Origin of the sequence: Pseudoflavonifractor hominis (assembly GCF_014288125.1) — a bacterium.
Taxonomy (GTDB): Bacteria; Bacillota; Clostridia; order Oscillospirales; family Oscillospiraceae; genus Pseudoflavonifractor_A; species Pseudoflavonifractor_A gallinarum.
In genome coordinates this window covers 79242-92043 of the sequence record NZ_JACOPR010000004.1, presented here as the reverse complement: position 1 = coordinate 92043, position 12802 = coordinate 79242, and the positions used below count along the sequence as shown (strand labels likewise).

The 12802-nt window shown below is 65.5% G+C and carries 11 protein-coding genes; all 11 read left to right on the top strand.

All coding sequences use genetic code 11. From position 1 onward, the window contains the following. Nucleotides 1-5 precede the first annotated feature (5 nt). The 11 genes from H8S34_RS08205 to H8S34_RS08155 all read left to right on the top strand — a co-directional run bounded on the left by H8S34_RS08205 (nucleotide 6) and on the right by H8S34_RS08155 (nucleotide 12793). A complete protein-coding gene (locus tag H8S34_RS08205) occupies nucleotides 6-1919 on the top strand; it encodes an ABC-F family ATP-binding cassette domain-containing protein (protein ID WP_186963684.1) in 1914 nt (637 codons plus the stop codon). After that, nucleotides 1916-2692 carry a YdcF family protein gene (locus tag H8S34_RS08200; RefSeq protein WP_366485786.1) on the top strand — a complete coding sequence of 259 codons (777 nt, stop codon included), beginning with the start codon at nucleotides 1916-1918 and terminating at the stop codon, nucleotides 2690-2692. The genes H8S34_RS08205 and H8S34_RS08200 overlap by 4 nt, the downstream gene beginning before the upstream one ends. Before the next feature lie 27 nt (nucleotides 2693-2719). Continuing rightward, complete coding sequence (gene prfA / locus H8S34_RS08195) at nucleotides 2720-3784, top strand: peptide chain release factor 1 (RefSeq protein ID WP_101692904.1); 1065 nt, start codon at nucleotides 2720-2722, stop codon at nucleotides 3782-3784. Nucleotides 3785-3861: 77 nt separating this feature from the next. Further along, nucleotides 3862-4131 (top strand): hypothetical protein, encoded by a 270-nt coding sequence (locus tag H8S34_RS08190; protein ID WP_186963682.1) that lies wholly within the window; start codon nucleotides 3862-3864, stop codon nucleotides 4129-4131. 25 nt (nucleotides 4132-4156) lie between these two features. Next, on the top strand, nucleotides 4157-5170 hold the full coding sequence (locus tag H8S34_RS08185) for an L-threonylcarbamoyladenylate synthase (protein ID WP_186963680.1): 1014 nt from the start codon (nucleotides 4157-4159) through the stop codon (nucleotides 5168-5170). Nucleotides 5171-5190: 20 nt separating this feature from the next. Continuing rightward, nucleotides 5191-5931 (top strand): hypothetical protein, encoded by a 741-nt coding sequence (locus H8S34_RS08180; protein ID WP_186963678.1) that lies wholly within the window; start codon nucleotides 5191-5193, stop codon nucleotides 5929-5931. Then, nucleotides 5928-6551, top strand: coding sequence for a dephospho-CoA kinase (gene coaE, locus H8S34_RS08175; RefSeq protein WP_186963676.1), 624 nt, complete (start codon nucleotides 5928-5930; stop codon nucleotides 6549-6551). The genes H8S34_RS08180 and coaE overlap by 4 nt, the downstream gene beginning before the upstream one ends. Before the next feature lie 103 nt (nucleotides 6552-6654). After that, nucleotides 6655-8064 carry an aminopeptidase gene (locus tag H8S34_RS08170; protein WP_186963674.1) on the top strand — a complete coding sequence of 470 codons (1410 nt, stop codon included), beginning with the start codon at nucleotides 6655-6657 and terminating at the stop codon, nucleotides 8062-8064. Nucleotides 8065-8173: 109 nt separating this feature from the next. Then, a complete protein-coding gene (locus tag H8S34_RS08165; RefSeq protein WP_186963673.1) occupies nucleotides 8174-8869 on the top strand; it encodes a ClpP family protease in 696 nt (231 codons plus the stop codon). A 176-nt stretch (nucleotides 8870-9045) separates the two neighbouring features. Next, complete coding sequence (locus H8S34_RS08160; protein ID WP_243207960.1) at nucleotides 9046-9894, top strand: undecaprenyl-diphosphate phosphatase; 849 nt, start codon at nucleotides 9046-9048, stop codon at nucleotides 9892-9894. Between the two features lie 79 nt (nucleotides 9895-9973). Continuing rightward, a complete protein-coding gene (locus H8S34_RS08155) occupies nucleotides 9974-12793 on the top strand; it encodes a DNA translocase FtsK (RefSeq protein ID WP_186963669.1) in 2820 nt (939 codons plus the stop codon). Nucleotides 12794-12802: the final 9 nt, after the last annotated feature.

Genomic DNA, 12802 nt, shown 5'->3' with positions numbered 1-12802 from the left:
CAACAATGATCGATATATCCGTATCCGGCCTCGTCAAGGAGTTCGAGGTCGGCACACGCATTCTGGACGGCCTGACCTTCCAGATCGACCAGGGAGAACGGGTGGGCCTGCTGGGCAAAAACGGCGCGGGCAAGACCACCTTTCTGAAGATCCTCACCGGGGAGCTGGACTATGACGAGGGAGAAGTGGTGGTGGCCCCGGGCAAGACCATGGGCCTCATCTCCCAGATCCCCGTCTACCCGGCGGAGTATACGGTGGACGATGTGCTGCGCACCGCCTTTGAGCGGCTCCACCGCATGGAGCGGGAGATGGCCGAGCTCACCGAGCGCATGGCCCACGACTCCGACCCCGCCATCCTGAGCCGCTATGACAAGCTGACCGCCGCCTTTGAGGCGGGGGGCGGCTACGACACCGAGACCGAGCTCAACAAGGTCTGCAACGGCCTGCTCATCTCCCAGGAGATGCGCCGGCAGCTCTTCTCCTCCCTCTCCGGCGGGGAAAAGACCCGGGTGAACCTGGGCCGGCTCATTCTGGAGGATACCGACATCCTCCTGCTGGACGAGCCCACCAACCACCTGGACCTGCGGGCCACCGAGTGGCTGGAGGAATATCTGGACCGCTTCAAGGGGACCGTGCTGGCCATCTCCCATGACCGCTGGTTCCTGGACCGGGTGGTCAAGCGGGTCATCGAGATCCAGGAGGGCAAGGCCGAGTTCTACGCGGGCAATTACAGCTTTTACGCCGAGGAGAAGGAGCGCCGCTACGAGGAGAAGCTCAAGCAGTACGAGAAGGAGCAGGCCAAGATCGAGCAGCTCCAGACCGCGGCGGACAAGCTCCACCTGTGGGCCTTCATGGGCAACGACAAGCTGCACAAGCGGGCCTTCTCCATGGAAAAGCGGATTGAGCGCCTGCGTAAGACCGACAAGCCCAAGAAAGAGCGCAAGCTGGACATGCGCTTCGGCGAGCGGGACTTTCAGGGGGACGAGGTGCTCCTCATCAAGGGCCTGGAGAAGGGCTTTGAGGGGCGCACCCTCTTCCACGATGTGGACCTCCTCATCGAGGGCGGGGAGCGCATCGCCCTGCTGGGGGACAACGGCACCGGCAAGTCCACCTTCCTCAAGCTCATCATGGGGGAGGAGCTCCCCGACGGGGGCAAGATCCGCCGGGGTCCCACGGTGAAGATCGGGTATCTCCCCCAGATCATCCACTTCGACCACCCCGAGCGCAACCTGGTGGACACCATGCTCTACGCCCAGAACTGCACCACCCAGACCGCCCGCAACCGGCTGGCCTCCTTCAACTTCCGGGGGGAGGACGTATTCAAGCCGGTCTCCGCCCTCTCGGGCGGGGAGCAGAGCCGGCTGCGGCTGTGCATGCTCATGGACGAGAACATCAACCTGCTCATCCTGGACGAGCCCACCAACCATCTGGACATCGCCTCCCGGGAGTGGATCGAGGAGGCGGTCACCGACTACGAGGGGACGCTGCTCTTTGTCTCCCACGACCGCTATTTCATCAACCAGTTTGCAAGCCGCATCTGGATGATCGAGGACGGACAGGTCACCGATTTCCGGGGGACCTTTGAGGAGTTCCGGGCCTTTCAGGAGCGGCGCAGGCAGCTGGAGCTCTCCGCCAAGGCCGCCCCGGCCAAGGGGCCCAAGGAGGAGAGCAAGCCCAAGCCCCCCAAGCGCAGCGGCGGCACCAAGATGCTGGAGAAGCAGGTGAGCGCCGCCGAGCGGGCGGTGGCCAAGGCCGAGGAGGCTCTGGAGGCCCTCAACGGCCAGATGGAGGAGGCCGCCACCGACTATGTGCGCCTGCAGGAGCTGTGCGCGGAGAAGGAGCGCATGGAGGGGGAGCTTGCCGCCCTCTATGAGCAGTGGGAAGAGCTCTCAGCCGCCCTGGAGGAGGCTCAGGGGTGAGCCGGGAGCGGTTCCCCCGCCGGGGGATCGGCCCCGTGGTCCCGGCGCTCTGCCTCTTCCTGGCGGCGGGCCTCACGCACCACTTCGCCTCGGGGGCCTACCGGTTTGTGGGACGGGTCCTTCTGGCCTTCGCGGTCCTGGCGCTCCTGTGGGGGCTGGGGGCCTATGGCTCCCCGGCCTGGAAGCGGGCTCTGCGGGGGAGCGCCATTGTGCTGGCCATCGCGGGCGCCATGTGCTTTGCGGTGCTGGAGGGCCTGGTGCTGGCCGGGGACCGGACGGAGATCCAGGAGGATCCCCAGGTGATGGTCATTCTGGGCGCCCAGGTAAAGCCCTGGGGGCCCTCCGTCCTCCTGAAGGACCGGCTGGACACGGCCCTGGACTACTGGCGGGAGCACCCGGAGCTGCCCCTGGTGGTCTCGGGCGGACAGGGGAGCGACGAGCCCATGTCCGAGGCCCAGTGTATGTATGACTATCTCACCGAACAGGGGGTCCCGGGGGAGCAGATCTGGATGGAGGAGAACTCCCGCAATACCGTCCAGAACTTCCGGGAGACCGCCCGGCTCCTGGAGGAGCGGGGCATGGAGCCGGAGGAGACCCACATCCTGGTGGTGTCCAATGGCTTTCATCTGACCCGGGCCAGGATGCTGGCCGACCGGAACGGGTTTGCCCATGTCTCCACCCTGGCGGCCCCCAGCAGCGATCTGCCCGCCCGGGTGAACAGCTACGTGCGGGAGGCCCCCGCCCTGCTCAAATCCTGGCTGCTGGACCGCTGACCGGAAACCAACGAAAAAGGAGTGCCTATGAACGATAAATTGGAGGCGCTGGACCTGCGCTATCAGGTGCTGGAGGCCCAGCTCAACGCCCCGGAGACTTACAACGACCCTGCGCTGGTGACCAAGCTCAACCGGGAACAGCGGGAGCTGGAGCCGGTGGTCACGGCCTACCGGAACCTGAACCGCCGCAAGAGTGACCTGGCCGACGCCGAGGAGCTGATGGGCGACCCGGAGATGGCCGAGATGGCCAAAGAGGAATTTGCCCAGGCCAAGAAGGACATCGAGGCCCTGGAGCAGGAGCTCAAGATCCTCCTGCTCCCCAAGGACCCCAACGACGGCAAGAACGTCATCGTGGAGATCCGGGCCGGCGTGGGCGGGGAGGAGGCGGCCCTCTTTGCCCACTCCCTCCACCGGATGTACTCCATGTACGCCGAGGCCCGGGGCTGGAAGGTGGACCTGGTGAACCTGAGCGAGACCGAGCTGGGGGGCGTCAAGGAGCTCTCCATGGTCATCGAGGGGGAGGGGGTCTACTCCCGGCTGAAGTTTGAGAGCGGCGTCCACCGGGTGCAGCGGGTCCCCGAGACCGAGAGCGGCGGACGCATCCACACCTCCACCGCCACCGTGGCCGTCCTCCCTGAGATGGAGGAGGTGGACGTGCAGATCAATCCCGCCGACATCGAGATGCAGGTCTTCCGCTCCTCGGGCGCGGGCGGCCAGCACGTGAACAAGACCTCCTCCGCCGTGCGCCTCATCCACAAGCCCACCGGCACGGTGGTGGAGTGCCAGCAGGAGCGCAGCCAGTTCCAGAACCGGGACAAGGCCATGCGCATTTTGGCCTCCAAGCTCTACGAGGCCGAGCAGGAGCGCCTGAGCAGCGAGTTCGAGAGCCAGCGCCGCAGCCAGGTGGGCTCGGGCATGCGCAACGAGCGCATCCGCACCTACAACTTCCCCCAGGGGCGGGTGACCGACCACCGCATCGGCCTGACGCTCTATAAGATCGACGCCGTGATGGACGGCGATCTGGACGAGCTCATCGACGCGCTGGTGACCGCCGACCAGGCCGAGCGCCTGAAGAGCGGGGAAGAGGCGTAAAGTTTAATTGATTTACAGTGTGGGCGGAGGAGCCGCGGGCCGTCCGCCCCCATACGAGCACAGAAAAGAGGAACAGTATGGAACTTCGCATCCACTATACCGCCCTCCCCCAGGGCATGGAGGAGGACCGGCTCAAGCTGGAGCTGGCCCAGGTCCTGGACGAGGAAGGCTGGCTCACCGGCTCTGGCACAAGCGATTCCGGGTTTTGGCTGGAGCTGGAGCTGGAGGACGAGCGGGCCAACCCCAAGTACGGCATCCTGGCCGTCAAGCACTACCTCCAGCGCAGCGGCTTTGCCCGGGATACCGCCATTGAGCTCTCCGGCATGCCGGTTGGAATCTACGAGTAACGAGCAGAAATCAGGTGTACAAACTGTGAAGACAAAACGCTTTACATCTCAGCAGACCCAAGAGGCGGCCCGCATTCTGGCCGAGGGCGGGCTTCTGGGCATCCCCACGGAGACCGTGTACGGTCTGGGCGCCAACGGCCTGGACGCCGACGCGGTGTCCCGCATCTTTGCGGCCAAGGGACGGCCCCAGGACAACCCCCTGATCCTGCACATCCCCACGGCGGACTGGCTGGAGCGGTACTGCACCGACATCCCGGCTACCGCCTATGCGCTGGCCGGGCGCTTCTGGCCGGGCCCGCTGACCATGATCCTGCGGCGCAAGCCCATGGTGCCCGACGTGGTGACGGCGGGACTGGACACGGTGGGGATGCGCTGTCCCTCCCATCCGGTGTGCCGGGCCATCCTCACCGCCGCAGACCTGCCGGTGGCGGCCCCCTCGGGGAACACCTCCGGCCGGCCCAGCCCCACCAACATGGCGGACATGCTGGAGGACATGGACGGGAAGATCGATGGCATCGTGGACGGGGGCCCCTGCTCCGTGGGGGTGGAGTCCACCATCGTGGACCTGACAGTACAGCCCCCCCGTCTCCTGCGGCCCGGCGGCGTGACGCTGGAGGAGCTGCGGGAGGTGCTGGGCGAGGTGGCGGTGGACGAGGCCGTCACCCGGCTCCTGAGCGCGGGGGAGAAGCCCCGGGCCCCCGGCATGAAGTACCGGCACTATGCCCCCAAGGCCCCGGTGACCGTGGTCCAGGGGGAGGCGGCCGAGAGCGCCCGCTACATCCGCCGCCACATCGGCGACCAGGACGGGGTCATCTGCTTTGCGGAGTTCACCCATCTCTTCGAGGGACACCCGGTGGAGTCCATCGGCCCCAAGGCCGACCAGGCCGAGCAGGCCCGGCGGGTCTTCGACGCTCTGCGGGCCTTTGACGGCACGGAGGTGGAGCAGATCTGGGCCCAGGGACCGGAGCCCTCCGGCATCGGTCTGGCGGTGTCCAACCGGCTGAACAAGGCGGCCGGCTTCCACATCGTGGAGGTCTGAGCAGACGGGGAGGAAGCGGCATGGCGATTTTGCTGGTCTATGCGGCAGTGGTGCTGCTGTTTGTGCTGGACCGGATGAAAAAGATCGAGCTGGGGCATCCGGTGTGGGTGCTCCTCACCGGGGCAGGGTATTTCTGTTCCACGCTCTGGACGGCGGCTCTCACGTTGCTGGCCCTGGTGCAGACGGTGGAGGGGGCGGGAATTTCATCCCTGCTGGCGTGGGGGCAGGCGGCCCTGTCCGCCCTGCCGGGGACCCTTCTGGGGCTCTACGTGGTGGGGAAGGCCAATTTCTTCCCCCTGGCCCGGGTCCCGGAGGCCACGCGGGTTCAGCGTGCCGTGCGGATTCTGGATGACGGCCTGGCGCTGGGCATCCCGCTCCAGGTGCTGCTCATCGGCGGCTATGGGTACGCGGCGGTCTCCCTCCACGGGGCCTTTCAGGGGCCGGTGTGGATGCTGCCCTTTTACCCTCTGGTGCTGGCGGCCCTCTGGCCCATGCTGCACCTGGTCTTTCACGTGGCCCTGGTGGCCATCGTTCTGGACCCCCTGATCCTTCTGGCCGCCTTTCTCATCGGTGTGCTGTGGACCGTGCAGGAGATCTTCCTCCTCCACGGTCTGGTCCGGGGGTGTGTTTTGCAGAAAAAGCGCCCCGGCGCGCTGGCCCTCCATATCCTGCTGGGCCTGGTGCCGGCGGTCAATCTGATCCTGGCCATCCGCCTGCGCCTTGCGCTGCGGGCGGGGGCGCGGGAGGAGGTATCCATATGAAGCGCATCGGCATCACCGGCCCCACCGGGGCGGGCAAGACCACGGCGCTGCACGCCCTCACCTCCCTGGGGGCGGCGGTCATCGACGCGGACGCCATGTACCACGATTTGCTCTCCTCCGACCAGGGGCTGAAAGAGGCCCTGACCGGACGGTTCGGCACGGGAATCCTGGACGAGGGGGGACAGATCGCCCGCAAACGGCTGGGGGAGATCGTCTTTAGCGATCATCAGGCCCTGGAGGACCTGAACGCCATCACCCACCGCTTCATTCTGGAAGAGCTGGAACGGCGGACCGAGGCGGCCCGGCGAGAGGGCCGGGAAGCGGTGGCGGTGGACGCCATCCGGCTCATCGAGAGCGGGATCGGCGCCTCCTGCGACGCGGTGGTGGGCATTCTGGCTCCGTCCGAGCTGCGCATCCGCCGTATCATGGCCCGGGAGGGGATCGGCGAGGCGTACGCCCGGAAGCGGGTGGAGTCCCAGCCCGGCGACGATTTTTACCGGGCGCACTGTTCTCATATCTTGGAAAACGGCCCGGAGGATACGCCCGAGACCTTCCAGCGCCGGGCCCTGGCCCTGTTCCGGTCCCTGCTGGGAGGGGAAAAAGAAATTCCCAGTTCATGACTGGAAAAAAAGATTCACTTGTGGTAGGATAGACAAGGACGCATTGAGGCGCGCCTCTTTGCTCCGGCGCGTCTGCCATTGTGATATAAGGAGGATCTTTCCTATGGAAGACAAGAAAAAGAGTGTGGGTGAGCTGCGCCGCGAAGCGCTCTGCTACGCCCCCAAGAATGGTTACGATCGTATTTCCGCCGATGAAGAGGCGGCCATGCGTGCTTACTGCGAGGAGTATAAGAAGTTCCTGGACGCCGGCAAGACCGAGCGGGAGTGTGTGGACGAGGCCATCCGTCAGGCCGAGGCCCGGGGCTTCAAGCCCTTTGTCCGGGGCATGGAGCTCAAGGCGGGCGACAAGGTCTACCGCTCCAACCGGGGCAAGGCCCTGATGCTGGCGGTGATCGGCAATCGCTCCCTGGCCGATGGCGTGAACATCGGCGCGGCCCACATCGACTCTCCCCGCCTGGACCTGAAGCCCAATCCTCTCTATGAGGACGGCGAGATGGCCTTCTTCAAGACCCACTACTACGGCGGCATCCGCAAGTACCAGTGGGTGACCATCCCCCTGGAGCTCCACGGCGTGATCGCCCTGAAGAACGGCACCGTTCTCAAGGTGGCCATCGGCACCGGCGCCGGCGATCCCCTCTTCACCGTGGACGATCTGCTGCCCCACCTGGGCGCGGAGCAGTCCAAGAAGCCTCTGGGCGAGGCCATCCCCGCCGAGAGCCTGAACATCCTGGTGGGCAGCCGTCCCTTCAAGGACGACGAGGGCGCCGACCGGGTCAAGCTGGCCATCCTGGACATCCTGAACCAGAAGTACGGCATCGTGGAGGAGGACTTCATCTCCGCCGAGCTGGAGGCCGTCCCCGCTTTCCGTGCCAGCGACATCGGCTTTGACCGCTCCCTCATCGGCGCCTACGGCCACGATGACCGGGTGTGCGCCTATGCGGAGTTTGCCGCCATCCTGGAGCTGGGCGTGCCCGAGCGCACCGCCGTGTGCATCCTGGCCGACAAGGAGGAGATCGGCTCCGAGGGCGTGTCCGGCATGCAGTCCGCCACCTTCGACACCTTCATGTCCGACCTGTGCGACACCCAGAAGGTGCCCCTGAAGGCCTGCTACGAGAAGTCCTTCTGCCTCTCCGCCGACGTGACCGCGGCCTACGACCCCAATTTCCCCGAGGTCTATGAGAAGCGCAACAGCGCCCGTGTCAACTACGGTATGGGCCTGTCCAAGTACACCGGAGCCCGGGGCAAGTCCGGCTCCTCCGACGCGGCCGCCGAGGTGGTGGCCTATGTCCGCCGCACCCTGGACGAGGCCGGCGTGCTCTGGCAGATGGCCGAGCTGGGCAAGGTGGACGCGGGCGGCGGCGGCACCGTGGCCTGCTTCATGGCCAACCGCGATATCGACACCATCGATGCCGGTGTGCCCGTGCTCTCCATGCACTCTCCCTTTGAGACGGTCTCCAAGCTGGACTGCTACATGACCTACAAGGGCATGAAGGCGGTCTACGAGGCCAAGTAAAAGACCCCATAGAACACCGAGGAGCCCCGGACATTTGTCCGGGGCTCCTTTTTGGATAGCGGGCAAAAAATCGGGCAACCTATCCTCAAACCAAGAGGGGGGAACCGACATGGAGCAAAACAAATCCGAGCAGATGGAAGAGGGGCGGGCCCAGATCGAAGAGCTGGGCTCCTCCGTGATCCGCACCCGGCGGGGCGCCATCCATACCCTGACCATTGTGGGCCAGATCGAGGGACACCAGGTTCTGGACCCGTCCACCAAGACCACCAAATACGAGCATGTGCTGCCGCTGCTGGCCGCGGTGGAGGAGAGCGACGACATCGACGGCCTTCTGGTCCTCCTCAACACCGTGGGCGGGGACATCGAGGCGGGGCTGGCCATCGCGGAGCTCATCTCCGGGATGAAGAAGCCCACGGTATCCCTGGTGCTGGGAGGCGGGCACTCCATCGGCGTGCCGCTGGCGGTGTCCGCGCAGACCTCCTTCATCGCGCCCTCGGCCGCCATGACCATCCATCCGGTGCGCATGTCGGGAACGGTCATCGGCGTGTCCCAGACCTTCCACTATTTCAGCCGCATCCAGGAGCGGATTCTGGACTTTGTCACCCGCCACAGCAGGATCCAGCGGGATACCTTTACCGAGCTGATGCTCCAGACCGGGGAGCTGGCCGCCGACGTGGGCAGCGTGGTCCACGGGGAAGAGGCGGTGGCCATTGGACTCATCGACCATGTGGGCGGCCTCTCCGACGCGCTGGAGTGCCTGCACCAGATGATGGACCGCAGAGAGAGCGAGCGGACAAGAGGATAAAACAGAGAGGAATGGAGTTTGCTCCATTCCTTTTTTGTTGACATAACGGCAAGAAAAAACGTGGAAATCTGCGGGAAAGTATGGTATCATATTCCTGTATGTCATGCATACCGTCTGCACGCCGCCCCGCAGAGAGAATCGAGAAGGGGCGGTGAAGGAGAATGGAGGGATCCGGGTTGAATCTGATACAATCCATACTGATGGGCGTGATCCAGGGCATTGCGGAATTTCTTCCCATTTCCAGCTCTGGCCACCTGGTGCTGTTTGAGACCTTTTTCGGGATGAAAGAGACCGAATCCATGCTCTTTTCGGTGCTCCTTCATCTGGGAACACTGATCTCGGTTTGTATCTACTACCGCAAGGACGTGTGGGAGATGCTGCGGGCCTTCGGCGCGTGGGTGACTGCCCTGGTCAAGCGGGACCCTAAGGGGATGGGACGTCCCACACCGGCCGGGCGCATGATCATCCTGCTGGTGACGGCCACCCTGCCGCTCGTTGTCCTCCTGCCCATCCACAAGTGGCTGGAGCGGACCTTCTCCCACAATATCTCGGTCTCCATCGCCATGCTCCTGACCGGATTCCTGCTCTTCTTCTCGGACCGGCGGGCCAAGGGACATAAGAACGCCAAGAGCGCCACGCTGGTGGATGCCCTTCTGGTGGGCGCGGCCCAGGCCGTGGGCACCATACCCGGGATCTCCCGCTCCGGTATCACCATCTCCACCGGGCTCTTCCGGGGCTTTGACCGGAAGTTCGCGGTGCGCTTCTCCTTCCTGATGAGCCTGCCCGCCGTACTGGGGGCCAATCTGCTCAAGATCGGGGAGGCGGCCGCCGAGGGAGTGGACCCCGCCCTCATCCCCGGATACATCGCCGGCGTCATCGTGGCGGCGGTGGTGGGCTATTTCGCCATCCGGCTGGTGAACCTCCTCTCGGACAAGGGACGCTTCGGCATGTTCGCCTATTACTGCTGGGTCGTGGGCCTGGGCTCTCTCATCGCCGGGATCATTGTGCCCTTCTTCAGCAAGTAATGAAACTTTACAACCATTGAAACTCTAGGGAATGAGGCATGGTGACCATGCCTCATTCTGCGCAGAAAGGATGAACTCCATGGCCACAGCACAAAAGAAGTCATCCGGGGGAAAGCGAGCCGCTCCCCGCTCCGGGACCAAGCGGAGCGGCGGGACGAGCCGCGCCTCCTCCGGTGCAGGGAAGTCCCGCGCCTCCGGCGGGAGCCGGAAAAAGAGCGGCGCTTCCGCCCCCAAGCCCATCCGGCGGGGGGTAGGCGCGCTGATCTGCCTGCTTCTGGCCATCTTTGCCGCGCTGGGCTATTTCCAGGTCAAGGCCCTCTTCATCGACTTTTTCGTGGGCGGGGTCAAGGGCCTGATCGGCTACGGCTTCCTGCTGCTGCCCCCCATGCTGCTGGTGGCCAGCGGGATTCTGGCCTTCCACCGGGGACGTCCGGTCCAGCTGCGGGTCTGGTGTACCCTGCTGCTGCCGGTGGTCTTCGGCGCGCTGCTCCACCTGCTTCTGTCCAAGGGAACCTACGCCTGGGACCTCAAGCTCTTCCAGACCCTCTGGAAGGAGGGCGAAGCCCTTCAGAGCGGCGGCGTGGTCAGCGGCATTCTGGCCCTGTCCTTCGGGGCCATCTTCAGCAAGTTCGGCGCGGGCATCGTCTTCCTGCTCACCGGGGCCCTTCTGGTCATGGGGGCGGCGCGGGTGACCCTGGCCGATATCGTGGACTATATCCGGGACCGCCCGGCCTACGAGGAGGAAGAGCTCCCGCCCCGCAGAGAGAAGAAGCCGGCCCCCGCTCCTGCCCCCCGGGGTCGGGGAAGCGCGGAGATCGACATCCCGGTGGACGAGGGACCCCTGGTGGGGAAAGCGCCGGTGTCCAGCCCGCTCTTTACCAAGAAGGGCAAGTTCTTCAACCAGAAACCCTCGGTGCCCACGCCCGATGAGGTCCTGGCGGGGAGAGACCGGGTCCAGCCGCCCGAGCCCACGGTGCCTGTGCTGAGCAAGCCCGAGCCCGCCCCGGTCCAGCCGGAGGCGGAAGTGGAGGAGCCGGCGGCGGAGGTCCAGGCCCCGGTGCCCGAGCGGGTGGAGGAGCCGGTGGTCCAGCCCGCTCCCGAGCCCAAGCCCCCGCTGGGACTCTTCCGGCGGGAAAGTCCGCCGGAGCCCGCCCCTCTGCCCGTGGAGGAGTCCGAGCCGGTCCGTCCTCCCATGCCGCCCATGCCCGAGATCCAGCGGGAGCCCGCGGTGACCGCGCCCAAGGCGAAGGCGGAGGAGACCGCCCGGGCCGCCGCCGAGGTGAGCCGGGACATCACCCAGAGCCTGGAGCGGGAAGAGGTGGGGCCGGAGTATCAGTATCCCCCCATCGATCTGCTCCAGCAGAGCCGGGGGGTCTCGGCCAGCGACATGGCCGGGGAGCTCCAGGCCAACCAGCTCCGGCTGGCCGACACCATCCACTCCTTCGGCATCGACGCGGCCATTGTGGACGCGGTGCGGGGCCCCTCGGTCACCCGGTATGAGCTGGAGCTGGCCCAGGGCGTGCGGATGAACAAGCTCACCAACCTCACCGACGACATCGCGCTGGCCCTGGGCGCCACCGGAGTGCGCATCGCCCCCATTCCGGGCAAGATCTCCATGGTGGGCATCGAGGTGCCCAACAAGCTGGTGGCCCCGGTGGGCATCCGGGACGTGATCGACTCCCGGGAGTTCCGGGAGAGCCCGTCCAAGGTCTCCTTCGCGGTGGGCAAGGACATCAGCAACCGCTGCGTGGTGTGCAACATCGGAAAGCTGCCCCATCTGCTCATCGCAGGTACCACCGGCTCCGGTAAGTCGGTGTGTACCAACTCCCTCATCATCTCCCTGCTCTATAAGGCCACACCCGAGGAGGTCCGCCTCATCATGGTGGACCCCAAGATGGTGGAATTGGGCATCTATAACGGCATCCCCCATCTGCTCATCCCCGTGGTGACCGACCCCAAAAAGGCGGCCGGCGCCCTCCAGTGGGCGGTGACCGAGATGATGAAGCGGTACCGCTCCTTCGCCGAGGTGGGAGTGCGGGACCTGAAATCCTACAATGCCCTGGCCGAGCGCACCGAGGGAATGAAGAAAATGCCCTCGGTGGTGGTGGTCATCGACGAGCTGGCCGACCTGATGCTGGTGGCCGCAAAAGAGGTGGAAGAGTCCATCTGCCGTGTGGCCCAGATGGGCCGCGCCTCGGGTATGCACCTGATCATCGCCACCCAGCGTCCCTCGGCCGATGTCATCACCGGCCTCATGAAGGCCAACATCCCCAGCCGCATCGCCTTTGCGGTCCAGTCCTCTCTGGACTCCCGCATCATCTTGGACACCACCGGCGCGGAGAAGCTGGTGGGCCGGGGCGATATGCTCTACTTCCCCCTGGGCTCGGGCAAGCCCCAGCGGGTGCAGGGCTGCTTCATCTCGGACGAGGAAGTGGCCAGCGTGGTGGAGTTCGTCAAGCGCAGCGGCACCGCGGAGTACGACGAGGAGGTCCTCCACGAGATCGAGCAGAACGCCGCGGCCAAGGACAAGGGGAACAAGGGCGGCGGAGAGAGCGCCGTCGACAGCTCCGAGGACGATTACGACGAGCTCCTGCCCAATGCCATCGAGGTGGTGGTGGAAACCGGCATGGCATCGGTGTCCATGCTCCAGCGGCGTCTGAAGCTGGGCTATTCCCGGGCGGCCCGCCTGGTGGACCAGATGGAGGAGAAGGGCGTGGTGGGTCCCTTTGAGGGCTCCAAGCCCCGTCAGGTCCTCATCTCCAAGGCCCAGTGGCAGGAGATGCAGTATAAGCAGAACATGCCGGCCGGGGCCTCTCCCATGTCGGAGCCGGTGCCCGAAGAGCTGGAATTTGAGCGGGATGCCATCGAACAGGCGCCCCCCTTTGATCTGGACGACTGAGGAGGCAGC

Coding starts and splice junctions, on each gene's coding strand:
- H8S34_RS08205 (WP_186963684.1), top strand. CDS start 6: ATGATCGATATATCCGTATCCGGCCTCGTCAAGGAGTTCGAGGTCGGC.
- prfA (WP_101692904.1), top strand. CDS start 2,720: ATGAACGATAAATTGGAGGCGCTGGACCTGCGCTATCAGGTGCTGGAG.
- H8S34_RS08190 (WP_186963682.1), top strand. CDS start 3,862: ATGGAACTTCGCATCCACTATACCGCCCTCCCCCAGGGCATGGAGGAG.
- H8S34_RS08180 (WP_186963678.1), top strand. CDS start 5,191: ATGGCGATTTTGCTGGTCTATGCGGCAGTGGTGCTGCTGTTTGTGCTG.
- coaE (WP_186963676.1), top strand. CDS start 5,928: ATGAAGCGCATCGGCATCACCGGCCCCACCGGGGCGGGCAAGACCACG.
- H8S34_RS08170 (WP_186963674.1), top strand. CDS start 6,655: ATGGAAGACAAGAAAAAGAGTGTGGGTGAGCTGCGCCGCGAAGCGCTC.
- H8S34_RS08165 (WP_186963673.1), top strand. CDS start 8,174: ATGGAGCAAAACAAATCCGAGCAGATGGAAGAGGGGCGGGCCCAGATC.
- H8S34_RS08155 (WP_186963669.1), top strand. CDS start 9,974: ATGGCCACAGCACAAAAGAAGTCATCCGGGGGAAAGCGAGCCGCTCCC.